Source organism: Teichococcus deserti (genome assembly GCF_001982615.1).
GTDB lineage: Bacteria > Pseudomonadota > Alphaproteobacteria > Acetobacterales > Acetobacteraceae > Pseudoroseomonas > Pseudoroseomonas deserti.
This window is the reverse complement of record NZ_MLCO01000031.1, coordinates 25,406-48,266: the sequence shown is the minus strand read 5'-3', so window position 1 is coordinate 48,266 and position 22,861 is coordinate 25,406. Positions and strand designations below refer to the sequence as shown.

Annotated in this window: 19 protein-coding genes; 8 read left to right on the top strand and 11 right to left on the bottom strand. The window is 69.9% G+C overall.

Features of this window, described 5'->3' with window-relative positions:
• Window positions 1-5 precede the first annotated feature (5 nt).
• The 8 genes from BKE38_RS05050 to BKE38_RS05015 all read right to left on the bottom strand — a co-directional run bounded on the left by BKE38_RS05050 (window position 6) and on the right by BKE38_RS05015 (window position 8,901).
• Window positions 6-995: a sulfate ABC transporter substrate-binding protein gene (locus BKE38_RS05050; protein WP_076956285.1), complete on the bottom strand. Its 990-nt coding sequence runs from the start codon at window positions 993-995 to the stop codon at window positions 6-8.
• A gap of 198 nt (window positions 996-1,193) precedes the next feature.
• Window positions 1,194-2,207 carry an isopenicillin N synthase family dioxygenase gene (locus tag BKE38_RS05045; protein ID WP_076956273.1) on the bottom strand — a complete coding sequence of 338 codons (1,014 nt, stop codon included), beginning with the start codon at window positions 2,205-2,207 and terminating at the stop codon, window positions 1,194-1,196.
• A 90-nt stretch (window positions 2,208-2,297) separates the two neighbouring features.
• Window positions 2,298-3,614, bottom strand: a complete 1,317-nt coding sequence (locus tag BKE38_RS05040; protein WP_076956272.1) for an O-acetylhomoserine aminocarboxypropyltransferase/cysteine synthase family protein — start codon at window positions 3,612-3,614, stop codon at window positions 2,298-2,300.
• Window positions 3,615-3,633: 19 nt separating this feature from the next.
• Window positions 3,634-4,377 (bottom strand): ABC transporter ATP-binding protein, encoded by a 744-nt coding sequence (locus BKE38_RS05035; protein ID WP_207553494.1) that lies wholly within the window; start codon window positions 4,375-4,377, stop codon window positions 3,634-3,636.
• Window positions 4,378-4,415: 38 nt separating this feature from the next.
• The gene (locus tag BKE38_RS05030; protein ID WP_076956270.1) at window positions 4,416-5,411 is read right to left on the bottom strand and encodes an ABC transporter permease; all 996 of its coding nucleotides are present in this window, start codon (window positions 5,409-5,411) and stop codon (window positions 4,416-4,418) included.
• A complete protein-coding gene (locus BKE38_RS05025; protein ID WP_076956269.1) occupies window positions 5,411-6,490 on the bottom strand; it encodes an ABC transporter substrate-binding protein in 1,080 nt (359 codons plus the stop codon). The genes BKE38_RS05030 and BKE38_RS05025 overlap by 1 nt, the downstream gene beginning before the upstream one ends.
• Before the next feature lie 203 nt (window positions 6,491-6,693).
• A complete protein-coding gene (locus BKE38_RS05020; protein ID WP_076956268.1) occupies window positions 6,694-8,130 on the bottom strand; it encodes an NAD(P)-binding domain-containing protein in 1,437 nt (478 codons plus the stop codon).
• 96 nt (window positions 8,131-8,226) lie between these two features.
• Window positions 8,227-8,901: an RraA family protein gene (locus tag BKE38_RS05015; RefSeq protein ID WP_076956267.1), complete on the bottom strand. Its 675-nt coding sequence runs from the start codon at window positions 8,899-8,901 to the stop codon at window positions 8,227-8,229.
• Window positions 8,902-9,042: 141 nt separating this feature from the next.
• On the opposite strand from BKE38_RS05015, the gene BKE38_RS05010 reads away from it, so the two are divergent.
• Window positions 9,043-9,756: an IclR family transcriptional regulator gene (locus BKE38_RS05010; RefSeq protein WP_076956266.1), complete on the top strand. Its 714-nt coding sequence runs from the start codon at window positions 9,043-9,045 to the stop codon at window positions 9,754-9,756.
• A 36-nt stretch (window positions 9,757-9,792) separates the two neighbouring features.
• Here BKE38_RS05010 and BKE38_RS05005 read toward each other — a convergent pair whose 3' ends face one another.
• Together BKE38_RS05005 and BKE38_RS05000 are read right to left on the bottom strand one after the other, a co-directional pair.
• A complete protein-coding gene (locus BKE38_RS05005; RefSeq protein ID WP_076956265.1) occupies window positions 9,793-10,680 on the bottom strand; it encodes an NAD(P)-dependent oxidoreductase in 888 nt (295 codons plus the stop codon).
• 16 nt (window positions 10,681-10,696) lie between these two features.
• Entirely contained in the window at window positions 10,697-12,283 is a 1,587-nt protein-coding gene (locus BKE38_RS05000) for an ABC transporter substrate-binding protein (RefSeq protein WP_076956264.1), read from the bottom strand.
• Window positions 12,284-12,474: 191 nt separating this feature from the next.
• Between BKE38_RS05000 and BKE38_RS04995 the strand changes: the two genes are divergently transcribed.
• From BKE38_RS04995 to ggt, 4 genes are all read left to right on the top strand, one after another.
• Complete coding sequence (locus BKE38_RS04995; protein WP_076956263.1) at window positions 12,475-13,161, top strand: GntR family transcriptional regulator; 687 nt, start codon at window positions 12,475-12,477, stop codon at window positions 13,159-13,161.
• Window positions 13,162-13,222: 61 nt separating this feature from the next.
• Window positions 13,223-14,842, top strand: a complete 1,620-nt coding sequence (locus BKE38_RS04990) for an ABC transporter substrate-binding protein (protein ID WP_076956262.1) — start codon at window positions 13,223-13,225, stop codon at window positions 14,840-14,842.
• A gap of 64 nt (window positions 14,843-14,906) precedes the next feature.
• Complete coding sequence (locus BKE38_RS04985) at window positions 14,907-15,764, top strand: alpha/beta hydrolase family protein (RefSeq protein ID WP_076956261.1); 858 nt, start codon at window positions 14,907-14,909, stop codon at window positions 15,762-15,764.
• Between the two features lie 11 nt (window positions 15,765-15,775).
• Window positions 15,776-17,371, top strand: a complete 1,596-nt coding sequence (gene ggt / locus BKE38_RS04980; protein ID WP_242662215.1) for a gamma-glutamyltransferase — start codon at window positions 15,776-15,778, stop codon at window positions 17,369-17,371.
• 251 nt (window positions 17,372-17,622) lie between these two features.
• Here ggt and aptA read toward each other — a convergent pair whose 3' ends face one another.
• Window positions 17,623-18,948, bottom strand: a complete 1,326-nt coding sequence (gene aptA, locus BKE38_RS04975) for an omega-aminotransferase AptA (RefSeq protein ID WP_207553491.1) — start codon at window positions 18,946-18,948, stop codon at window positions 17,623-17,625.
• Window positions 18,949-19,196: 248 nt separating this feature from the next.
• Between aptA and BKE38_RS04970 the strand changes: the two genes are divergently transcribed.
• Genes BKE38_RS04970 through BKE38_RS04960 form a run of 3 tightly spaced genes read left to right on the top strand, consistent with a single transcriptional unit; the run spans window position 19,197 to window position 22,858 of the window.
• Window positions 19,197-20,327, top strand: a complete 1,131-nt coding sequence (locus BKE38_RS04970; protein WP_242662212.1) for a C45 family autoproteolytic acyltransferase/hydrolase — start codon at window positions 19,197-19,199, stop codon at window positions 20,325-20,327.
• Window positions 20,324-21,889 carry an ABC transporter substrate-binding protein gene (locus BKE38_RS04965; protein WP_083747302.1) on the top strand — a complete coding sequence of 522 codons (1,566 nt, stop codon included), beginning with the start codon at window positions 20,324-20,326 and terminating at the stop codon, window positions 21,887-21,889. The genes BKE38_RS04970 and BKE38_RS04965 overlap by 4 nt, the downstream gene beginning before the upstream one ends.
• A 21-nt stretch (window positions 21,890-21,910) precedes the next feature.
• Window positions 21,911-22,858 (top strand): ABC transporter permease, encoded by a 948-nt coding sequence (locus BKE38_RS04960; protein ID WP_076956259.1) that lies wholly within the window; start codon window positions 21,911-21,913, stop codon window positions 22,856-22,858.
• Window positions 22,859-22,861: the final 3 nt, after the last annotated feature.

The following is a 22,861-nucleotide window of genomic DNA, read 5'->3' as shown; positions in this document are numbered from 1 at the left end:
TTTGGCTAACGTCCGGGCTGGTAGAGGCGGTCGAACAGCCCGCCATCGTTGAAATGCGTCGCCTGGGCGGTCTTCCAGCCGCCGAAGGCCGGGTCGTCGATGGTGACCAGCTCCAGCTGCGGGAAGCGCGCCTTATGGGCCGCCAGCACGCCGGCATCGCGCGGGCGGTAGAAATGCTTGGCGGCCAGGGCCTGGCCTTCCGGGGCGTAGAGCGCCTGGAGATAGGCTTCGGCCGCGGCGCGGGTGCCGCGGCGGTCGACATTGCGGTCGACCACGGCGACCGGGGGCTCGGCCAGGATGGAGAGCGGCGGATAGACGATGTCGAACTTGTCGTTGCCGAATTCGGCGAAGGCCAGATGCGCCTCGTTCTCCCAGGCCAGCAGCACGTCGCCCTGGCCGCGCTGGACGAAGCTGGTGGTGGAGCCGCGCGCCCCGGTGTCGAGCACGGGGACGTTCTTGAACAGCGCCGCGATATAGGCCTGGGCGGTGTCCGGGCTGCCGCCGGGCTGGCGCAGCGCCCAGGCCCAGCCGGCCAGATAGTTCCAGCGCGCCCCGCCCGAGGTCTTGGGGTTGGGCGTGATCACCGCGACGCCGGGCTTGGCCAGGTCGCCCCAGTCGCGCAGGTTCTTCGGATTGCCCTTGCGGACCAGGAAGACGATGGTGCTGGTATAGGGCGCGCTGTTCTGCGGCAGGCGGGACTGCCAATTGGCGGCGATCAGCCCCTGCTCGGCGATGGCGTCGATGTCATAGGCCAGCGCCAGGGTGACGACATCGGCCTGCAGCCCGTCGATCACCGCCCGCGCCTGCCGCCCCGAGCCGCCATGCGAGGAGGAGGCGCGGATCGCCTGGCCGGACTGCGCCTTCCAGCGCTCGGCAAAGCCAGTGTTGAACTCGCGGTAGAATTCGCGGGTCGGGTCGTAGGAGACGTTCAGCAGCTGCCCGCCGCCCTGGGCGAAGGCGACGCCGGACGGCAGCAGGGCCGCCGCGCCGAGCATCAGGTCGCGCCGGCGCCAGGCGCGCGCGGCGGCGTGGATCGAAGCCTGTTCGTCGGAACCCGTCATGGGAAACCTCCTGGCAGAGGGAGCATCCGGCGCGGCGCGCCGGGATGCAACAGAAAGCGCCGTGTTCCCGTGGCCAAGCTTCGGCGGTGATGGTCTCCTGCTTCAACGCGAAGCCCGGCCAGTGGGCGCGGATCAGCCCAACAAATCGGCGTGGTAGCGCTGCGCCACGTCGGGATGCGAGCGCAGCCGGCCCTTCAGGTAGTTGGCGCCGACATTGCGGAACAGCGGGTTGTCCGGGTCGCTGGCCGGTCCCTGCGCCTCGGCGGCCAGCGCCGGCGGCAGGGCCAGCAGCGGGACCTCGGCATCGAGGCGGGCGCCGAGGAAGAAGGCGATGGAGAAGCGCTCGCGCCCGGCGGCCGGGCTGACGACGCGGTGGACGGTGGCCTTGAGGTAGCCGTTGGAGGCCAGCTCCAGCAGCTCGCCGATATTGACCACGAAGGTGCCGGGGCGGGGGACGGCGTCGATCCAGCCATCCTCGGTCTGCACCTGCAGCCCGCCGATCTCGTCCTGCAGCACGAAGGTCAGCAGCCCGCTGTCCTTGTGGGCGCCGACGCCCTGGTCGGGCTCGTCCGAGCTGCGGCCGGGGTAGCGGATGATCTTCATGGTCTGGTTGGGGCTGCCGGCATAGATGGCTTCCAGCGCCTGGCGGTCGCCCACCAGCGCCTCGGCGAAGGCGCCGACCAGGCGGATGGCGACCTCGGTCAGGCGGGCCTGCCATTCCAGCAGCGTGGGCCGCAGCGCCGGCAGGGCTTCGTCGGGCCAGAGGTTGGGGCCCCGCAGGCGGGACCAGGCGGGGCTGCCGGCCGTCTGTGGCAGTGGGTCGCGCTCGGCGTGGATGTCGAACTGCTCGCGCCAGTCGGGCTTGCCGCGGGTGAGCTCGAGGCCGGCGCGGTTGTAGCCGCGGAAATGCGGCGAGTGGATCATCTGGACCTTCAGCTTCTCTCCTTCGGGCAGATCGAAGAAGGCGCGCGAGAGGTCGCGCACCTGCTGGGCCAGTTCCTCGGGCACGCCGTGGCCGGCGAGGTAGAAGAAGCCGACCTCGCGCGCGGCGGTGCGGAGCTGATCCAGGAAGTCCTTGTGGTTCGGCCCGTCGAGCTGGCTGATGTCGAGGGTGGGAAGCGTCGCGAGGGTTGCTGTGGTCGACATCGTTGTTCCTGGCTTCTCTTTCACAGACTGACAGAAAAAAGATGGGCGCAAACCTGTACGTTTGCGGGCAGAATTCCTTCCCGCAGCCGTCTATTCTGCTGCCTGAGCTAGATGGCCTGCGGCGCTCAGGCCTCTTTCGATATCGGCCTTGATGTCGTCCGGGTGCTCGAGCCCGATCGACAGCCGCACATAGCCCGGCGTCACGCCGGTCAGCGCCTGCTCCTCGGCCGAGAGCTGGCTGTGGGTGGTGCTGGCCGGGTGGATGGCGAGCGAGCGGGCGTCGCCGATATTGGCCACGTGGTAGAGCAGTTCCAGCGCATCGATGAAGCGCTGGCCGGCCTCGCGCCCGCCAGCGAGCTCGATGCCGACCAGGCCGCCGAAGCCGCCCTGCAGGTATTTGTCCGCCCGGGCGCGCGCGGTGCCGGCCTGCAGCGAGGGATGGATGACGCGGGTCACTTCCGGCCGTTGCGCCAGCCATCGGGCGATGCCGGCCGCGGTCGCGCTGTGGCGGGCGATGCGCAGCGGCAGGGTCTCGATCCCCTGCAGGATCTGGAAGGCGTTGAAAGGCGAGAGCGGCGCGCCCAGGTCGCGCTGCACCGAGGCGCGGACGGCGACCGCATAAGGCGGCAGGCCACGCTTCGGCGCGTCGATGGTCCAGATGGCGCCGTGATAGCTGGCGTCGGGCGTGTTGAGGGCGGGCTGGCGTTCCGGGACCGCGCGCCAGTCGAAATTGCCGCCGTCGATCACCGCGCCGGCGATGCTGGTGCCGTGGCCTCCGATGAACTTCGTCGCCGAGTAGACCACGATCGCCGCGCCATGGTCGAAGGGGCGCGCCAGCAGGGGCGCGGCCGTGTTGTCCAGGATCAGCGGGATGCCGAGCGGCCGGCCGATGGCCGCGACCTCGGCGATCGGAAACACCACCAGCTTCGGGTTAGGGAGCGTCTCGCCGTAATAGGCGCGGGTGCGGTCGTCGGTGGCGCGGTGGAAGTTTTCCGGGTCGGACGGGTCGACGAAGCGGACCTCGATGCCCTGGCGCTTCAGGGTGTTGGCGAAAAGATTCCAGGTGCCGCCGTAGAGATCCGTCGAGGAGACGATGTTGTCGCCGGCCTGGGCCAGGGCCAGGATCGAGAAGGCGGAGGCCGCCTGGCCGGAGGCCAGCGCCAGCGCCGCCGCACCGCCTTCGAGCGCGGCCAGGCGCTGCTCCAGCACGTCGACCGTCGGGTTGCCGGTGCGGGAATAGATGAAGCCGGCCTGTTCCAGCGCGAAGAGGCTGCGGGCATGCTCGCTGCTGTCGAACTGGAAGGAGGTGGTCTGGTAGATCGGCACGGCGACGGCGCCATGGCCGGGCGCGGCGCGCCAGCCGGCATGCAGCGCCAGGGTCTCGGGATGCAGGGTCTTCTCGGTCATGGGCAGGGTTTCCTCGCGCTCAGTCGGCCAGGCCGAGCAGGCCCAGCGCCTCGCGGCGCAGCGCCACCAGCTCCGGGTCATCGCGGTGGCGGGGATAGGGGCGGTCGACGATGAGCTCGGCGGTGATGCGGGCCGGGCGGGGCGAGAAGATGATGACGCGCTGGGCCAGGATCAGCGCCTCCTCGACGTCATGCGTGACCAGGATGGCGGTGAGGCCCGAGCGCTGCCAGAGGCGCACCAGCTCGGCCTGCATGGACAGGCGGGTCAGGCTGTCGAGCTTGCCCAGCGGCTCGTCCAGCAGCAGCAGGCGCGGGTCGTTGACCAAAGCGCGGGCGAGCGCCACGCGCTGCGACATGCCGCCGGACAACTGGTGCGGATAGGCGGTCTCGAAGCCGGTCAGCCCGACCAGGTCGATCGCCTGCTGCACGCGATGGCCTTCGCGCTTCAGGATTCCCCGCGCCTCCAAGCCCAGGGCCACGTTCGCCTTCACGGTGCGCCAGGGGTAGAGGGTGGGGTCCTGGAAGACCAGCACGCGGGACGGGTCGGGCGCGTCGATCGGGGCGCCGTCGCCGGTCAGCGTGCCGCCGGTGGGCGCGTCCAGCCCGGCCAGCAGGCGCAGCAGGGTCGACTTGCCGCAGCCCGAGGGGCCGAGCAAGGCGACGAACTCGCCCGGTTTCACATTGAGAGAAACGTTGTCGAGCACCGGCAGCGGCTGGCCTTCGAGAAGAAAAGCCTGGCTGGCGTGGCGGACATCGACGGCCATGCCGGCGGCATCCTGGGTCGTCGCTGCGACGGCTGCGCTCACCACCGGACGGTCCCCTTCTGCCAGGCGAGCACGCGGTCGCGGCCCTTGAACAGCAGCGTCACCAGGGTCGAGCACATCAGCGCCATGACCAGCAGGGCCGCATACATGTTGCCATAGGCGGCCCAGCCCTGGGCCCATTGCAGGTACCAGCCCAGCCCCGCCTTCACGCCCAGCATCTCGGCCACGACGAGGACCGAGAAGGAGGCGCCGAGGCCCATGAAGAGGCCGACGAAGACCTGCGGCAGGGCGGCGGGGATGGCGACCTTGAGGACCAGGAAGGTCTGCGAGGCGCCCAGCGTCCGGGCGATGTCGTAATAGGCGCGGTTGACGCCGGCGACGCCGGACCAGGTCAGCACGGTGACCGGGAACCAGGTGGCCAGCGCGACCAGGAAGGTGCTGGCGCTGCCGCTGGAGGGGAAGGCGAAGAAGGCGATGGGCAGCCAGGCGGTGGCCGGCAGCGGCCCGACCAGGCGCAGCACCGGATGCACCCAGTAGCCGATGGCTTTGGACCAGCCGAGCGCCACCCCGGCGACGAAGCCGGCCGCGGCGCCGATGGCATAGCCGGTCAGCAGCAGCCAGAGCGAGCGGAGGACGCTTTCGCCGAGGCGCGGCCAGTCCTCCAGATAGACCTCCAGCAGCCCCTGGGGCGAGGCGAAGAAGGGCAGCGGCAGGATGGCCAGCTTGGCGGTCAGCAGCTCCCAGCCGATCAGGGCGAGGCCGAGCACGGTCAGCCAGGGGCCGAGGGTGCGCAGCCGCTGGCCGAGTTGCCCCAGCAGCGGCGCGGCGAGGCCGGCGACGACCAGGGAGGCGCCCAGCAGCAGGGCGAAGGCCGCCAGCTCCTGGGTGCGGCCGACCTCGATCTCGTCGGGGGCCAGGCTGGTGATGGCGGCGGCGGCGAGCCAGGCCAGGCCGGCGACGACCCCGCCGAACCAGGGCCCGGGGCGGGTGGAGGCAGCATCCCCCAACCCACCGGCGATGACGGCGCCGCTCATCAGACGCTCAGCACGTCGGCGGTGACGCGCTCGGCGAAGCGCTTGGGGTCGGTGTTGGCGCGCATGACGCCGACCGATTTCAGCTCCTCGGCATAGAGCTCGATCTCGCGGCGGATGTCGGTGCCGGCAGGGGTGTGGCCATGGGTGTGGCTCTGCAGCATGGCGATCAGGTCGTCGCGGCTGACGCGGCCGGGGGCATAGTCCATGAAGGCGTCGGCGGCGATCTTCGGGTCATGGGCGGAAAGCTGCTGCGCCTCGATCAGCGCGCGGGTCAGGGCGGCGGCCACCTGCGGCTCGTTCTTCACCAGGGAGCCCGAGACGCCGATGATGCAGCAGGCGCGCTGCGCCCATTCGCCGGTCAGGTTGCTGGCGACCTCGACGAACTGCTTGTCGCGGATCAGGGTCCAGGCGATCGGGTCGCCGGCGGCGAAGGCATGGGCCTCGCCGCGCTCGATGGCCAGGCCGAAGACATGCGCCGGGAAGACGCGCCAGGTGACGTCGCGGTCCGGGTCGATGCCACGCCGCTTCAGCAGCATGGAAAAGAAATTTTTGTCGGCGCCGGCCATGTCGCTGACGGCGATGGTCTTGCCGCGGATCGAGTTGATGTCGGTGGTCAGCTGGTTGGCCGCGGGCCCCGCCAGCCGCATGCAGCCGCCATGGGTGCCGCCGGTGATCTTGACGTCGAAGCCCATTTCCAGCGGCTTCAGCCAGCGCAGCGCCATGCCGACGCCGGCATCGGCCTTGCGGGTGGCGATGGCTTCCAGCAGCGCCTCGGTGGAGCCGCCAAAATTCACCAGCTCCACCTCGAGGCCATGCCGGGCCAGGATGCCGGAGCGGCGGGCGACCTCGATCGGCGAGGTGCAGATGGAGGTGGCGTTCCACGCCAGCGTCAGCTTCTTCGGCGCGGCGCCAGGGGCGGCCGTGGGCAGAGGTGTCAGGCATCGGCCCTGCTCGGCCAGCATGGCCTCGAAGGCACGGCGGTCGGCGCCGAGCGGCGCGAAGCCGGCGAGCGGCAGCGCGAGGCCAGCGGCGCCGAGGGCACCCAGGAGACGGCGGCGCGGCAGGACGGGGTCGGACATCGGGAACTCCTGACAGCTTCCCAGCCAGGGGTTTAACGTTGGCTGATCGTCTTATCAGGAATGCACGACTCTTTTCGAGTCAAACGGAAATGTGGCGAAAAACAGTTCTCTGCGCGGCGGGGTGGCGGGGGAGGATGCCCATGCTCCCCGCTGGCCATCGCGGAGAAAAACATCCCCGCGGAAATACCCGCGGCGCAGCGGGTTTAGAGGGCGAAGAAGGGGGTGCCCTTGAGTTCCGGCTCGTCGAAGGCCTCCAGCCGGGCGCGCATCACGTCGATATCCTCGGCGAAGATGGCCGCCGCGATCTGCCGCGCCAGCCGGCCCGCGCCGATCGAGACGCCCGGAACGTCGGAAGCGATGGCGCCGAGGCTCGCCATGGCGGCGTGGTTGAACAGGTGGATGCGCGACAGGCCGGGGGTCGCCGCCGGGTCGCGCGCGGTCAGCTCGAAGCCGGCGTCGAGCCAGGGGAAGCGGGCGATCTCGGCACGCTGCAGCCCGGGCGGCGGGGTGTAGCGGTCGGCCCAGAGGGCGATGTCGCCGGCGAAGGAGGCAAACTCGGCGATGCGGGCCATGTCGATGCTGAAGCCGGTGCCGAAGATCAGGAAATCCGCGGAGGCCGCCTGGCCATCGCCCACGGTGAGCGCGACGCCACCCCCCTGCCCCGCCACCGCGCCCCGCAGCGGCGTGCCAAGATGGACATGGAAGCCCGGCTGGTCGAGAACGCGGAGAATGCTTTCATGCGGCGGCGGCGACTGGACGTCGTGCATATAGGCCAGCAGGCGCCATTTCTCGGCCGCCGGCAGGGAGGGCCAGCCCTCGAAGAAGCCCTGGTTGGCCGAGCCACGGCCCTTGTTGACCTGGGGCAGCACGCGGCGGCGGATATAGAGGTCGACGCGCGCCGCCCCCGCCTCCAGCGCCGCCGCCGCATTGTCCCAGGAGGACGGGCCGGCGCCGATCACCGCGACGCGCTTCGCGCGCAGCGCCGCGAAGTCGATGACGTCGTTGCTGTGGGCGGCCAGCTTCGGGAACAGCGCCGGGTCGACGCCCGGCGGCAGGCTGGGCCCGCCGGTGCCGGCGCGGCCGCTGGCCATGACGAGGCGGCGGGTCGCGACCCGCCGGGTGCCGTAAGCGTCGCGCAGGGTGACGCCGACATGGTCCGCGGAAGGGTGGACGGCCAGCACCTCGACGCCATTGGCGACCGGCAGGCGCAGCGCGCGGCGGACCCAGGTGATGTAGTCCTGCCATTCGGCATTGAGGATCTTGTAGAGCGGGTCCCAGGCCTCGGCGCCGTGGGCCGCCTCGAACCAGGCGCGGAAAGTCAGGGAGGGGATGCCGAGGTCGATGCCCGGCAGGTGCTTCGGGCTGCGGAGCGTCCGCATCCGCGCGGTGGTGACCCAGGGGCCTTCCAGGCCTTCGGGGGCGCGGTCCAGTACCTGGATGTTGCGGATGCCCTTGAAGGTCAGGGCGGCGGCGGCGGCCACGCCATACATGCCGGCGCCGATCACCAGCACGTCGGGCATCGGCGCGCCGTCGGGGCCGTGGCGCTCGGCGGGCCAGGCGGCGGCGGGCAGGGTCAGGCGCTGCAGGTCGCGGGCCAGGTCCGTCTCGAGCGTCGCCAGCCCGGCTTGCTGCCTGTCCATGATGCCCTTCCATGCGCTGCGTTGCAGCACGAGACTAGGCGCGGATCGGCGGCAGGAGAAGCCGGGGGGAAGGCGCCCTCCCCCCGACGATCGGCGTCAGAGACCTTCGCAGCCGTTCCGGCGCAGCGCGGCGTCGACCCAGGCCGTGTCGTTGCTGTCATCGGCGATGGCGGCGATGGTCTTCTGCTCGGCGGCGTTCTTGGCCAGCGTCGCGGCCTCGAGCGCGGCCACGTCGTCGAAGGGGACGCAGAGCAGGCCGTCCTCGTCGCCGACGATCAGGTCGCCAGGCTCGATCACCATGCCGTCGAGGGCGATGGTGACGTTGATCTCGCCCGGACCGTCCTTGTAGGGGCCGCGATGGGTGACGCCGGCGGCATAGACCGGGAAATCCTGGGCGCGGATGGCGCCGCTGTCGCGGATGGCGCCGTTGATGACGATGCCGCCGAGGTTCTTCTTGACCATCTGGGCCAGCATCAGCTCGCCGATCAGGGCGTTGGTCAGGTCGCCGCCGGCATCGACGACGATGACGTCGCCGGGCTGCGCCAGGCCGATGGCCTTGTGGATCATCAGGTTGTCGCCGGGGCGGGTCTTCACCGTCAGGGCCGGGCCGGAGAGCACGCCACCCGAATGCATCGGGCGCAGGCGCGGGCCGCCGGCGGTCATGCGGGACATGCAGTCGCTGATATTGGCCACCGGCAGCGCACGGAAGCGCTCGGCCGTCGCGGCATCGACCTGGCGCGCGCGGGGCAGGATGCGGAAACCGATGGGCATGGCTTTGTCTCTCCGTTCGAAAGCGGCCGGCAGTCTCGCGCCAAAGCGCCGGGCTGGACAGGGGGGCAGGCTGGATAAAACGCAACGCCATTTCGGGGTCGTGCTTGCGGGGAGCCAGCCGGGCCAGTAACTCTCGCGACCATGAAACGAAGCGCAGACCAGGCGCCGGCACTGGAGGGGGTGGCCTCGGCCGAGCGCACGCTCACCCTGCTGAGCGCCTTCCGCAAGGGCGACGGGGCGGTGAGCCTGGCCGAGCTGTCGGCCCGCACCGGGTTGGTGAAGAGCACGATCATGCGGCTGGCGGTGTCGCTGGAGGCGCATGGCTATCTCGGCCGGCTGCCGGACGGCAGCTACCGGCTGGAGGCGGAGCTGCTGCGGCTGGGCGCGATCTACCAGCAGTCCTTCCGGCTGGAGGCACATGTGATGCCGGTGCTGGAGCGGCTGGTGGCGGCGACCGGAGAAAGTGCCGCCTTCTACATCCGGCGCGGCGAGCAGCGGCTGTGCCTGTTCCGCGTCGATTCCCCGCAGCGCTTGCGGCTGCATGTGCGGGCTGGGGATCTGCTGCCGATGGATACCTCGGCCATCGCGCAGGTGCTGCGACTTTTTTCTTCTGTCGAGCTGGCGGGCGAGGCCGAGGCGACGCGGTTTCCGCTTTACACCTCGGGGGCGCATGATCCGCATGCGGCGGGGATGGCGGCGCCGGTCTTCGGTGCCGAGGATGTTTTTGTGGGCGCCTTGACCTTGAGTGGCCCGGTGACGCGCTTCACGCGCGAGGCGGCGGCTGTCGCGGGCCCGGTGCTGCTGGAGATGGCGCGGGGGCTGTCGCGCGGCCTGGGCAGCCGCCTCGCTTTCTGACGTGGGGGTCCGGGGGCATTCAATGCCCCCGGAATCTTACCTGCTTTTGCTTTCGATGGCCTGAAGCGCCGTCTCCAGATCTTCCGGCACCTTGCCTTCGAAATGCGTCTTCAGGTCCAGGCTTTCGACCCAGCGGAGCCGCGCTTCGGTCCCCCGGGTGACCATCGGCTCGACCCCCGCATCGGCGAGCGCTTCTGCCGCCATCGCCACTTCCTCCGCGCGGCGCCTGGCGTGGATGACGCCGGTGGTGAGCATCCCCGCCGCCAGCTCGTCCAGCGGCTTCTGCAGGGTCCTGGCGGCCGAGGCCATCACCGTGTCCGCCAGCCCGTAGTAGCGGGCGCCGAGCAGCATTTCGTCGAGCAGCGCCTCGATGCCCTTGATGAGGACCGAGCGCATGATCTTGATGCCGGAGGCGGTGCCGAGCGGGCCTTCGACGGGGTCGATGCGCATGCCCCAGGGGGTCAGCGCCTCCGCCACGGCACGGGCGGCCGGGCCGCTGGACAGGATGGGCAGGGCCAGCCCGTCCTTCGGCGTGCCCATGATGGAGGCATCGGCGAGCAGCGCGCCGGTGCCCGCCAGGATCCGTTCCACCGCCTGCTTCACCTTGGGGGTGGCGGAGGCGACGTCGGCGTAGATCTGCCCCCTCCTCAGATGCGGGGCGAAGGCTTCGGCGCTGGCGACGGAGGAGGATCCGGGGGTCACGCCCAGGATGATGTCGACCCGGGCGACGAGGGCCGCCGGGCTGTCCACCAGGGTGACGCCGGCCGCAGCGGCTCGCTGCTGGATCAGCGCCGCGTAAGGCCCGTCGAAGGCGCCGTTGTCGTAGCTCAGCACCTCGACCAGCCCGTTGGCGCGCAGCCCGGCGCCGAGCGTGCTGCCGATCTCGCCATAGCCCACCAGGCCGACGCGGATCTGGTTGCGCATGTTGCCTTGATCCTTGTCAGACACGCCGGACGTTCCAGAACTTGACGAAGCCGTCGAGCACGCCGTCGATGTTGCGGCGCCAGGCCATGGGCTGGAAGATCTGGCCGGTCGGCAGGAAGGTGGCGTCGCGCCAGGCCTGCAGCTGGATCTCGGCGGCCAGCTTCTGCTGCGCGGCCAGGTCGCGCTCCTCCAGCCAGGCGTCGCGCAGGCGCTCGGCCTCGGGGCTTTCCGGCCAGCCGTACCAGCCCTGCAGCCCGTTGGCGCGGGCGACGCTGGTGACCGCCGGGTCGAGGATGTTCAGGCCCGAGACCATCGAGGGGAAGATGCTCCAGCCGCCCTTCTCCACCGGCTCGCGCGAGTTGCGGCGCTGGAACAGGGTGCCGCTGTCGACCGCCTGCACCTCGACGTTCAGGCCGAGGCGCTTGAACAGGTCGATGCCGAGCTGGCCGAGCGGCGCGCTGACCGGATGGTCCATCGGCAGCATGAAGGCGATCTTCTGGCCCTTATACCCCGATTCCGCGATCTCCTTCTTGGCGCGGGCCAGGTCGGTGGGGCCGAAGAGCTCATCCAGGCCGGCATTGTTGGCCATCGGCGTGCCGGGGCAGAACATGCCCAGCTTGACGTGCCAGGTGTCGGGATCGCTGCTGTAGGACTGCATGAATTCCGACTGGTCGACGGCGCGCAGCACGGCGCGGCGCAGCGCCACATTGTCGAAGGGCGGCTGGATGCAGTTGAAGCGCAGGATCGGCGTCAGCCCCTGGCGGTCCTTCACCTCGACGCGGACATTGCGGTCGCGCTTCAGCAGCGGCGCCAGGTCGGGGGACGGCGTCTCCCACCAGTCGATCTCGCCCACCCGCAGCGCGGCGGAGGCCGAGGAAGGATCGGGCATGGTGATCCATTCGACGCGGTCGAAATGCGCGACCTTGGGCCCCGCGGTGCCGCCAACCTGGCCGTCGCCCCGCGGCTGGTAGCCTTCGAAGCGGGCATAGGCCGCCTTCGCACCCGCCAGGTGTTCGCGCTCGAGGAAGCGGAAGGGGCCGCTGCCGATGATCTCGGTCACCTGCCGCGCCGGGTCGGTCTTGGCCAGACGCTCCGGCATGATGGCGCACATGCTGGGCGAGGCCTTGGCCAGCGCCGCCGGCAGCAGCGGGAAGGGTTTTTTCAACCGGAACTGGATGGTGGTGTCGTCGGGGGCGGAGAGCTCCGCCGTCGCCGCGGTCAGCGCCTGGCCGAAGGAATCGCGCGACGCCCAGCGCTGGATGCTGGCCACGCAATCCCGCGCGGTGACCTTGCTGCCGTCATGGAACATCAACCCCGGGCGCAGCGTCAGCTTCCACAGCTTGCCGTCATCCTCGACAACATGGCCGGCGACCATCTGCGGCTGCGGCTTGAACTCGGCATCCAGGCCATAGAGCGTGTCATAGACCAGGAAGGCATGGTTGCGCGTCGGCGTCGCAGTGGTGGCCACCGGATCGAGCAGCGACAGGTCGACGAAGGGGACGAAACGCAGCACGCGCTCGGACTGGGCCCGCACCAGGGAGGGGCGGGCCAGGGGCAGCAGAAGCCCCGCCGGCACCGCCGCCAGCAATTGCCGACGCCGCATCTTTGTCAGTTTCCTTCCCAGCTTTTCCCCTCCCAGCGCCTCTCGGCGCGGTCGGGGCGTTCCTATTTCGGAATTCCGTTTCGATTTAGCCGGCCAAGCGCGCCGGATGTCAACCGCCCGCCGCCACGCCTGCAGGGCTTGGCGCGGCGGGGTCCCAGGCTCTACCAGTCCTGCAGACCGAGGAGCCTTGCATGACCGACCCCGCCGTCCTCGCCGAGCCTGCGCCGCTGCCGACAGTGCTGCCCGACCCGGTGCGCGCGCTGGAGACGGCCATCGCCGAGGATATCCATGCCGGCCTGCTGGCCCCCGGCATGTGGCTGAAGCAGATCCTGCTGCAGGAGCGCTACGGCCATTCCCGCGGCGATGTCCGCCGCGTGCTGGACCGGCTGGTGGCGCAGCGCCTGGTCGAGCATGTGCCCAACTACGGCTACCGCGTGCACCAGCTGGACCCGCGCCGGCTGGAGGAGCTGCGCCAGGTCCGGCTGATCCTCGAGGTCGCCGCCGCCGAGATGGTCGCCCTGCCCGCCACGCCCGAGCAGCTGGCCCGGCTGCGGGCGCTGGCGCAGGAATTCTCCGACGCCGCCGAAAACCGCTCGATCCTGGACCAGAACGAGGCCAATCTGGCCTTCCATGCCGGGCTGCTGGAGCTCTGCCCGAACCGGGAGCTGGCCCGCCAGGTGATGGAGACAAGGCTGCGCATGCCCGCCGCCCCCCTCAGCCAATGGGGCCGCCAGGGCTGGGTGGCGGAATCGGCGCGGCAGCACCATGCCATGGTCGATGCCCTGGCCGAGGCCGACGCCGCCCGCTACCGCGCGCTGGTGCGGGCGCATATCCGCTCGCCCTCCCCCACTGCCCCTCGCCGCGCGAAGCCGGATTGACACCAAAATTGGCACCAGTTTTGATGCATCCCGGCCGGGCGTCCCGGCGGAGGACCAAGACATGCCCGGCTTCACCCCCACCCGCCGCTTCCTGACCCGGGCGACGCTCGGCGCCGCGCTGGCCGGCACCACTTGGCTGGAGGCCGCCCTGGCCCAGGGGGCTTCCGGCCAGACCCTGCCTGGCGGCGGCAAGCGCCTGCGCATCGGCATGGCGGCGCCCAACACCACGCTGGACCCGCATTTCCAGAGCAACGCGCCGAACAACGCCGTCGCCAGCCATATCTTCGACGCGCTGGTGACCAACGACCCGGCCTCCCGCTCCCTCCCCGGCCTCGCCGAAAGCTGGACCGCCGAGAGCGACACCCGCTGGGTCCTCAAGCTCCGCCAGGGCGTCACCTTCACCGACGGGTCCCCCTTCACCGCGGAAGACGCGATGGTTTCGCTGCGCCGGGCCAACGACCTGCCCAGCACCGCCTCCTTCCGCACCTACACGCGCAGCATCAAGACGATGACCGCGCCTGACCCGCATACCCTGGTCATCGAGACCGACGGGCCCGACCCGCTGCTGCCGAATTCGCTCAGCCGCATCCGCATCATCCGCGCTTCGGCCAAGGACGCGACCACGCCGCAGTTCAACGACGGCAGCGGCGCCATCGGCACCGGCCCCTTCGTCCTGAAGCAATACACCCCGGGCAGCCGCATCCTGCTGGCGCGCAACCCGACATGGTGGGGCGGCCAGCTTCCCTGGGAAGAAGTTCTGCTTGTGCCGGCCACCGATGATGGCGGCCGCCTGGCCTCGCTGCTCTCCGGCGATTTCGACATCATCGAGGCCGTGCCCTCCCAGAGCACCGGCCGCGTCAAGGAGAACCCGCGCTTCCAGCTGATCCGCGGCATCTCCAGCCGCGTCGTCTATCTGTCGATGGACCAGCACCGCGACGTCACCCCCTTCATCACCGACCGCGCCGGCAAGCCGCTGGCGAAGAACCCGCTGAAGGATGCCCGCGTCCGCCAGGCGCTGAGCCTCGCCATCAGCCGCCAGGCCATCGCCGATCGCGTCATGGAGGGCGACGCCGTCCCCGCCTCCCAGCTGCTGCCGAAGGGCGCCGCCGGCACCTCCGACGCGCTGGCCGTCCCCGCCTACGACCCCAACCGCGCCAAGGCCCTGCTGGCCGAGGCCGGCTATGCGGAAGGCTTCCGCATGACCATCCACGGGCCGAACGACCGCTACATCAACGACGCCAAGATCGTGCAGGCCGTGGCGCAGATGTTCACCCGCATCGGCATCGAGACCACGGCCGACGTCATGCCCTGGTCGGTCTATGCCGCCCGCTCCTCCCGCAGCGAGTTCAGCTTCAACCTGGGCGCCTGGGGCGTGAACACCGGCGAGACCTCCAACCCGCTGAAGGCGCTGCTGGCCACCCGCGACGCCAAGGCCGGCATGGGCGCCTCGAACAACGGGCAATACTCGAACCCCGAGCTCGACAAGCGGCTGCAGGAAGCGCTGCGCACCATGGACGACGCGGCCCGCAACAAGCTGCTGGCCGAGGCCTCGGAAATCGCCTTCCGCGACTTCGCCATCCTGCCGCTGCACCATGAGGTGTCGGTCTGGGCGGGGCGGCAGGGGATCACCTACGCCACGCGGGCGGATCAGTACACGCTGGCGGTGGGCGTCGGCGGCTAAGCAAGCAAGGCTGGGGAGAAGGTATTCTCCCCAGACCCCTCATCTATTTCTGGAAATTGTCCGCATGACCGACGCTCCCGCGACAGCCGAAGCCACGGCACGCGCCAAGGCCATCTATGACCTCGGCCCCACCGTCATCTTCTCCTGCAAGGCCGATCCCCGCTTCCAATACTGCCTCTACGTGCCGCCCCAGGTCGGCCGCGGCACCAAGGTCGATCTGTTGGTCGCGGTGCACGGCACCGGGCGCACCTCCTTCCTCGACTTCCGCGACGGCTTCTCGGAATTCGGCAAGTGGAACGACGTCGCCATCCTCTGCCCGATCTTTCCCGTCGGCGTCCGCGGCGACGGTGCCCGCAGCGGCTACAAATACATGGCTGAGGGCGATATCCGCTACGACCTGCTCGTCCTCGAGATGGTCAAGGAAGTCGCCGAGAAATACGGCCAGGACTGGTCGACCTTCGCCATGTTCGGCTTCTCCGGCGGCGGCCACTTCACCCACCGCTTCGCCATCATGCACCCGAAGAAGCTCTGGGCCGCCTGCATCGGCGCGCCGGGCTCGGTGACGCTGCTCGATCCCGACCGCGACTGGTGGGTCGGCATCCGCAACATCGGCGAGAAGTTCGGCATCACCTTCGACGGCGAGGCGCTGAAGAAAGTCCCCGTGCAGATGGTCGTCGGCGACGCCGATCTCGAGACCTGGGAAATCACCCACAAGCCCGGCGGCACCTATTGGATGGAAGGCGCCAACGACGCCGGCAAGACCCGTCCCGATCGGTTGAAGACCCTGGCGGCCTCCTTCGAGAAAGCCGGCGTCACGGTGCAGCTCGACCTGGTGCCCGGCGTCTCGCATGACCGCATCAAGGTGCTGGACCGGGTGAAGGATTTCCTCGCCGGCGTCCTCGCCACCAAGCGGGGCCGCTGACCATGGGCGGCATGATCGTCGCGCCTCAGCCGGAAGCGGTGGAAGCCGGCGCGCTGGTGCTCAAGCGGGGCGGCAACGCGGTCGATGCCGGCATCGCCGCCGCCTTCGTCCAGGGCGTCGTCGACCCGCTGATGTGCGGCATCGGCGGCTTCGGCTCCATGCAGGTCTTCATGCCCAAGCGCGGCCTGCACGAGGTGCTGGAATTCTACGCCCGCGCCCCCCTGGCGGCCACGCCCGACATGTGGACCGACAAGCTGCTCGGCCAGTCGCGCGACGGCTTCGCCTTCCTGCTCGAAGGCGGCATCAGCGAGCAGGGCCACCTTGCCGTCTGCACCCCCGGCAACGTCAAGGGCTATGCCGAGGCGCTGACCCGCTACGGCACGCTCGACTGGGCCGAGGCCATGGCGCCCGCCATCGCCCAGGCGAAGCGCGGCGTCATGGTGCGCCCGCACATGCATTGGTTCTGGAGCCAGGACCAGGGCGGCAGCGGCCAGGTCAACACCGCCGACAAGCTGCGCCTGACGCCCACCGGCCGCGAGGTCTTCTTCCGCCCCGACGGCAGCGTCAAGCGCCCCGGCGACAAGATCCACAACCCCGACCACACCCGCAGCCTGGAGCGCCTGGCCGCCGAGGGCGCCCACAGCTTCTACCACGGCGCCCTGGCCGAGGAGATGGCCGCCGACTTCCAGGCCGCCGGCGGCCTGCTGCGCAAGGAAGACTTCGCCGCCTACGAGCTGTCCGTCGTGCAGCCGCTCTGGGGCGCGTATCGCGGCCACCGCATCTCCACCAGCCCGCCGCCGGCCAGCGGCATGCTGATGCTGCAGATCCTGCACATCCTGGAAAACTTCGAGCTCGGCCGCCTCGACCACAACAGCGCCGAGCACATCGCCCTCCTCGCCGAGGCGATGAAGCGCATGACCATCGACAAGGACCGCCACATGGGCGACCCCGCCTATGTCGATGTCCCCGTCGAGCGCCTGATCTCCCGCGACTATTGTGCAGGCCTCGCCGCCTCGATCCGCGCCGGCGAGCGCGCCACGGTGAAGCGCCTCGACAGGTCGCAGCGCGAGACCACCCATATCTCGGTGGTCGACGATGCCGGCAACGCCGTCGCCCTGACCCACACCCTGGGCAGCCCGTCGGGCGCGATCAGCCCCGGCCTGGGCTTCATCTACAACGGCACCATGAGCCGTTTCGACCCCCGCCCCGGCCGCGCCGCCTCCATCGCGCCCGGCAAGCGCCGCGCCAGCTCGGCGGCGCCGACCATCGTCTTCGACGGCGACCGCCCCAAGATCGTCATCGGCGCCCCTGGCGGCAGCTACATCGCCCCCGCGGTCGCCCAGGGCATCATGAACGTCATCGACTTCGGCATGTCGATGCTGGAAGCCGTCGCCGCCCCGCGCATCGTGGCGGTCTCGGACAGCATCGACGTCGCCAACCGCGTGCCCCACTACGTCACCGACGAGCTCGCCGCCCAGGGCTACGACATCAAGCGCAGCTGGCAGAGCTACGCCTTCGCCGCGCTGCACGGGATCCTGATCCAGGATAGCAAGTTCTCGGGCGGCGCCGATCCGCAGCGGGACGGAATGGCTCTTTGGGTCAAGTGAAAGGCAGGGGCAGACCAGGGGGAATGAATTCCCCCTGGACCCCCTTCTTCTTTCTGCGGTGACTGCCGTGTCCACGTGGAGACGGTACGTGAAACGGCCAATGCACAGCGCGACCTTTGAGGTCGCGCTGTTTTCGTATGATGCGTCCCGCCGTGATGCCCTGGTGCCGCTGGTGTTGAGGCGGCTGGGCGTTCAACGGCCGTTAGGACAGAAAAAAGATGGGGGTTTGGGGGAATTCATTCCCCCAACCTTCAGACTTCCCCTGCGCACTTCCTGATCGTCGACACGATCTGATCGATCTGGCTGTCTTCGATGGCCAGCGGCGGCGACAGGACCAGCGCCTCCCCGACCGCGCGGATCAGCACGCCGTCATCGAAGCAGCGGGCCGCGATGGCTTTCGCCGCCGCGGGGCTGCCGAACTCGATGGCGCCGAGCAGGCCGATGTTGCGGATATCGGTCACGCCCTGGGCGTCGCGCAGGCTGTGCAGGGCGGCTTCCCAGCGCGGCGCGGTCTCGGCGGCGCGCTGGAACAGGCCTTCTTCCTGATAGACCTCCAGCGTGGCCAGGCCGGCGGCGGCGGCGAGCGGGTGACCCGAATAGGTGTAGCCGTGCATGAACTCGCTGGTGGTCTCGGGCTGGCTGTAGAGGCCCTCGGCCACGCGGTCGTTGATCAGCACGCCGCCCATCGGCACGGCGCCGTTGGTCATGCCCTTGGCGCAGCAGATCAGGTCCGGCATGACGCCCAGCGCCTGGCTGCCGAAGGCGGCGCCGAGCCGGCCGAAACCCGTGACCACCTCGTCGAAGATCAGCAGCAGGACGTGGCGGTCGCAGATGGCGCGCAAGCGTTCCAGATAGCCCTGGGGCGGGACGAGCACGCCGGTGGAGCCGGCCACCGGCTCGACGATCACCGCGGCGATGGTGCTGGGATCCTGGGCGTAGAGAATGCCTTCCAGCGCGTCGGCGAAGGCTTCGCCGCCATGCTCGGGGCGGCCGCGGCTGAAGGCGTTCTGCCGCGGATCGTGGGTGTGCGGCAGGTGGCTGACGCCGGGCAGCAGCGGGCCGAAATGCTTGCGCTGGCTGCCGATGCCGGCGACCGACAGGCCGCCGAAGCCGACGCCGTGATAGCTGCGCTGACGGCCGACCAGCTTGGTCCGCTGGCCCTGGCCCTGCACGGCGTGGAAGGCCAGCGCCAGCTTCAGCGCGGTGTCCACCGCCTCCGACCCGGAGCCGGCGAAGAAGACGCGGTTGAAGCCCTCCGGCGCCGCTTCGGTCAGGCAGTTGGCGTATTCGAAAGCCGCCGGGTGGCCGAGCCCGAAGGAGGAGGCGAAGTCCAGCTGCCCGGCCTGGGCGCGGACGGCCTCGACGATCTTCGGGTGGCAATGGCCGGCATTGACGCACCACAACCCGGCGATGGCGTCGAGGATGCGGCGGCCATCGGGCGCGACGTAATGCATGCCCTGGGCTTGCGTGACGAAGCGCGGGTCGCGCTTCCAGGCGCGGTTCGGCGTGAAGGGCATCCAGAAGGCGTCGAGGGCATTGGGCGGCGCGGCGAAGCGCGCCTCGGGGGCGTCCATCATCGGATTCCTGGCTGGTGGTGGCCGGGGCGGTCTGTGTTGCGTTGCACAAAATGCAGGATGGGTGGCAGGATGGTGCGGCCGAGCCGGCGCGCATTCTTCGCCAATCCGTCAGCCCTGCGTTGGAGGAAAAAGAAGGCGACGGGCATGATCCTGCTTGCGCTTCCCCGGTCGATGCGGTTCGATGCTTGCACTTTGGACGGTCAAAGTCCATCCAGATCCAGCCACCCAGACAGGGGGACGTCCGCGCCTTGGAACCCTTTCCGCTCATTGACCTCACCGGCACCGCCGAGCAGCGCGGCCGTCTCTATGGCCGCCAGGCGGCCGAGCGCATCCGCCGCAGCATCGGCCACTACACGGCGCAGCTGACCGGATCGGGGCAGAGCCAGGCGCAGATCCGCGCCTGGGCGCTGGACTTCGTCCCCCGCATCGAGGCCTTCGACGCCGATTACGTCGTCGAGATGCGCGGCATCGCCGAGGGCGCCGATGTCGCCTTCGAGGATATCGTGCTGATCAATGCGCGGACCGAGGTGCTGCAGCTGGGCAAGCGCCGCGCCGCCGCCGAGGCCATCGCCAAGCGCGATCCCGATGGCTGCACCGGCGTGGTGGTGCTGCCGGAGGCGTCTACCGACGGGTCGCTGATCCATGCGCAGAACTGGGACTGGAAGTCGGAATGCGCCGAGACCGGCGTGGTGCTGCGCATCCGCCGCGACGACGGCCCTGACATTCTGACCTTTGTCGAGGCCGGTGGCCTGGCCCGCGCTGGGTTGAATTCCGCCGGCGTCGCGGTGACGGCCAACTATCTCGAGAGCGACAGGGATTATCGCGACATGGGCGTCCCCCTGTCGCTGATCCGCCGCAAGGTATTGGAGAAAGAGTTCGTCGCGCAGGCCTTCCACGCCGTCTACACGACGCGGAAATCGGCCTCGAACAACATCATCGTCAGTCAGGCCGGCGGTATCGCCATCGACTTCGAATGCGCGCCCGACGAAAGCTTCCAGGTGCATGCCGAGCGCGGGCTGATCGTCCATGCCAACCACTGGCAGAGCCCGGTCGCCCTGGGCAAGCTGCAGGACACCGGAATCAATACGACGCCTGACAGCCTCTACCGCGACATGCGGGTGCGCGAGCTGCTGCAGGCCGGCGGCCGCAAGCTGGGCGTCGAGGACGTCAAGCAGGCGCTGTTCGACGACTACCAGGCGCCCTGGTCGGTCTGCCGCCCGCCGCGGCTGAATTCGGCCGGCAATCTCTCGGCCACCGTCGCCATGCTGGTGATGCAGCCGGCCAAGGGCATCCTCGAGATCGCGCCGCTGCCGGCGCTGAACCGCCACTTCACCCGCTACGATCTTTTCGACACCGCCACCGCGAGGGCCGCCGAATGATCCGCTGCACCATCGCCAGCCTGGCCATCGCCGGGCTCGCCGCCACCACCGCGCTGGCGCAGCAGCCGGCGCGCGGCGACTATATGCTGCGGGCCTCGCTGAATTCCGACATCCGCAGCACCCAGCCCGGCGGCAACCGCGACTTCAACACCGACAGCGTCATGCTGCATGTGGTCGAAGGCCTGGTCGCGCTGTCCGAGAAGATCGCCGTGGTGCCGATGCTGGCGGAGAAGGTCGATCTCTCCGAGGATGGCCGCACCTACCGCTTCACCATCCGAGACGGTGTCAGCTTCCACAACGGCGCGCCGCTGACCTCGGCCGAGGTGCTGTGGAGCCTGAAGCGCTATCTGGACCCGGCGACGCAATGGCGCTGCCTGCCCGACGTCAATGGCAGCTCGGGCCTGGCCAAGATCACCGACGTGGCGGCGCCCGACGCCCGCACCGTCACCATCACGCTGGAGCAGCCGGCGGCCCTCTTCCTGTCGATCCTGGCGCGGCCTGACTGCGGCTCGACGGGGATCATGCACCCCTCCTCGGTCGGCGCGGACGGCGCCTGGGCCAAGCCGATCGGCACCGGGCCTTACAGCCTGGGCGAGTGGCGTCGTGGCCAATACATCGAGCTGGAACGCTTCGACCGCTATGCGTCGCTGCCCGGCGCGCGCGACGGCTTTGCGGGTGGCAAGCAGGCCTATGCCGCGCGCCTCCGCTTCGTCGTCATCCCGGATTCCTCCGCCACCAAGGCGGCGCTCCTCGCCGGCAATATCGACGTGCAGGGCGACGTTCCCTCGCCCGAGCTGCCCGACCTGCGCGCGCGCTCTGGGATCATCGTTCAGGCCGCGCCCAGCATGGGCATGACGGCGCTGCTGATGCAGACGCGCGACCCGCTGCTGAAGGATGTGCGCATCCGCCGCGCCCTCGCCTTGGCGATCGACGTGCCAGAGCTGGTCTCCAGCATGATCGGCAGCGACGCGCCGTCGAACCCTTCGCCGGTGCCCAGCGCCAGCGCCTTCCATTCCGAGGCGCAGAACGCCCGGCCGGCGCGCGACGTGGCGGCGGCGAAGCGCCTGCTGGCCGAGGCCGGCTATCGCGGCCAGACCATCCGCATGATCACCAACCGCCGCTATCCGAACGTCTATGACGCGGCGGTCGCCACCCAGGCCATGGCCAGCGAGGCCGGCATCAAGATCGAGCTCGAGGTGCTGGACTGGGCGACGCAGCTCGACCGCTACACCCGCGGCGACTACCAGATGATGTCCTTCATCTATTCGTCGCGGCTGGAGCCGTCGCTCTCCTACGAGATGATCTCCGGCCCGAAGGACACCCAGGCGCGCAAGGTCTGGGAGACGCCGGAAGCACTCGCCCTGATCCAGCGCTCGATGCGCGTCACCGACGCGGCGGAACGCCAGGGCATCTTCGAGGAGCTGTTCCGCCGCTTCATGGCCGAGGTGCCGGCCATCCCGCTCTACAACCAGCCCGACTATGTGGCGACGCGGGCGGGGATCAACGGCGTGCAGCCCTGGGCCTCGGGGCAGACGCGCCTCTGGGGCGTCTGGCGCCAGTAAGCGCGACGGGAGGACGGCGACATGACCCCGCTCTACGCGCTGAAGCGCCTGGCGCTGGCGCTGCCGACGCTGCTGCTGGTGGCGGTCGCCGTCTTCGGCCTGCTGCGGCTGGTGCCCGGCGACCCGGCGCAGCTGATGCTCGGCGACGCCGCCGACGCCACGCAGCTGGCAGAGCTCCGCCGCAGCATGGGGCTGGAAGGCCCGCTCTGGCTGCAATTCGCCACCTGGCTCGGCCATGCGCTGCAGGGCAATCTGGGCGTCTCGCTGGCCAATGGCGAGGCGGTGCTGCCGCTGATCCTCGACCGGTTCCAGGTGACGGCGGCGATCGTGCTGCTGGCGGTGCTGCTGGCCGGGATGATCGCCGTGCCGCTGGGCACCATCGCCGCCTGGAAGCAGAATTCTTTTCTCGACCTTTCGGTCGTCGGCGGCGCGACCCTGCTGCTGTCGATCCCCAGCTTCTGGCTCGGGCTGCTGCTGCTGATCCTGTTCGGGCTGAACCTCGGCTGGGTCCCGGTCGTCGGCTACGTCACGTTTGGAGAGAATCCCTGGCAGGCGGCGCTCTATATCGTGCTGCCGGTGCTGACCTTGATGCTGATCGAGACCGGCGTGCTGACCCGCATGGCGCGCAGCGCCGCGATCGACGTGCTGCGCCTCGAATATGTCGCCCATGCCCGCTCCAAGGGCCTGTCGGAGGCCGCGGTGCTCGGGCGCCACGTGCTGCCCAACGCCTTCGCGCCGACGCTCACCCTGCTCGGCATCGTGCTGGGCAACCTGCTCGGCGGCATCGCGGTGATCGAGACCGTCTTCACCCTGCCCGGCCTCGGCCGGCTGCTGGTCGACGGCATCTATGCCCGCGACTATCCGGTCGTGCAGGGCACCATGCTCTTCGTCGCCACCATCTACGTGCTGGTCAATCTGCTGGTGGACCTGCTCTACCCGCTGTTCGACCCGCGCGTCACGGCCGAGTGACCC

Coding starts and splice junctions, on each gene's coding strand:
- BKE38_RS05050 (WP_076956285.1), bottom strand. CDS start 995: ATGCTCGGCGCGGCGGCCCTGCTGCCGTCCGGCGTCGCCTTCGCCCAG.
- BKE38_RS05045 (WP_076956273.1), bottom strand. CDS start 2,207: ATGTCGACCACAGCAACCCTCGCGACGCTTCCCACCCTCGACATCAGC.
- BKE38_RS05040 (WP_076956272.1), bottom strand. CDS start 3,614: ATGACCGAGAAGACCCTGCATCCCGAGACCCTGGCGCTGCATGCCGGC.
- BKE38_RS05035 (WP_207553494.1), bottom strand. CDS start 4,377: ATGGCCGTCGATGTCCGCCACGCCAGCCAGGCTTTTCTTCTCGAAGGC.
- BKE38_RS05030 (WP_076956270.1), bottom strand. CDS start 5,411: ATGAGCGGCGCCGTCATCGCCGGTGGGTTGGGGGATGCTGCCTCCACC.
- BKE38_RS05025 (WP_076956269.1), bottom strand. CDS start 6,490: ATGTCCGACCCCGTCCTGCCGCGCCGCCGTCTCCTGGGTGCCCTCGGC.
- BKE38_RS05020 (WP_076956268.1), bottom strand. CDS start 8,130: ATGGACAGGCAGCAAGCCGGGCTGGCGACGCTCGAGACGGACCTGGCC.
- BKE38_RS05015 (WP_076956267.1), bottom strand. CDS start 8,901: ATGCCCATCGGTTTCCGCATCCTGCCCCGCGCGCGCCAGGTCGATGCC.
- BKE38_RS05010 (WP_076956266.1), top strand. CDS start 9,043: ATGAAACGAAGCGCAGACCAGGCGCCGGCACTGGAGGGGGTGGCCTCG.
- BKE38_RS05005 (WP_076956265.1), bottom strand. CDS start 10,680: ATGCGCAACCAGATCCGCGTCGGCCTGGTGGGCTATGGCGAGATCGGC.
- BKE38_RS05000 (WP_076956264.1), bottom strand. CDS start 12,283: ATGCGGCGTCGGCAATTGCTGGCGGCGGTGCCGGCGGGGCTTCTGCTG.
- BKE38_RS04995 (WP_076956263.1), top strand. CDS start 12,475: ATGACCGACCCCGCCGTCCTCGCCGAGCCTGCGCCGCTGCCGACAGTG.
- BKE38_RS04990 (WP_076956262.1), top strand. CDS start 13,223: ATGCCCGGCTTCACCCCCACCCGCCGCTTCCTGACCCGGGCGACGCTC.
- BKE38_RS04985 (WP_076956261.1), top strand. CDS start 14,907: ATGACCGACGCTCCCGCGACAGCCGAAGCCACGGCACGCGCCAAGGCC.
- ggt (WP_242662215.1), top strand. CDS start 15,776: ATGATCGTCGCGCCTCAGCCGGAAGCGGTGGAAGCCGGCGCGCTGGTG.
- aptA (WP_207553491.1), bottom strand. CDS start 18,948: ATGATGGACGCCCCCGAGGCGCGCTTCGCCGCGCCGCCCAATGCCCTC.
- BKE38_RS04965 (WP_083747302.1), top strand. CDS start 20,324: ATGATCCGCTGCACCATCGCCAGCCTGGCCATCGCCGGGCTCGCCGCC.
- BKE38_RS04960 (WP_076956259.1), top strand. CDS start 21,911: ATGACCCCGCTCTACGCGCTGAAGCGCCTGGCGCTGGCGCTGCCGACG.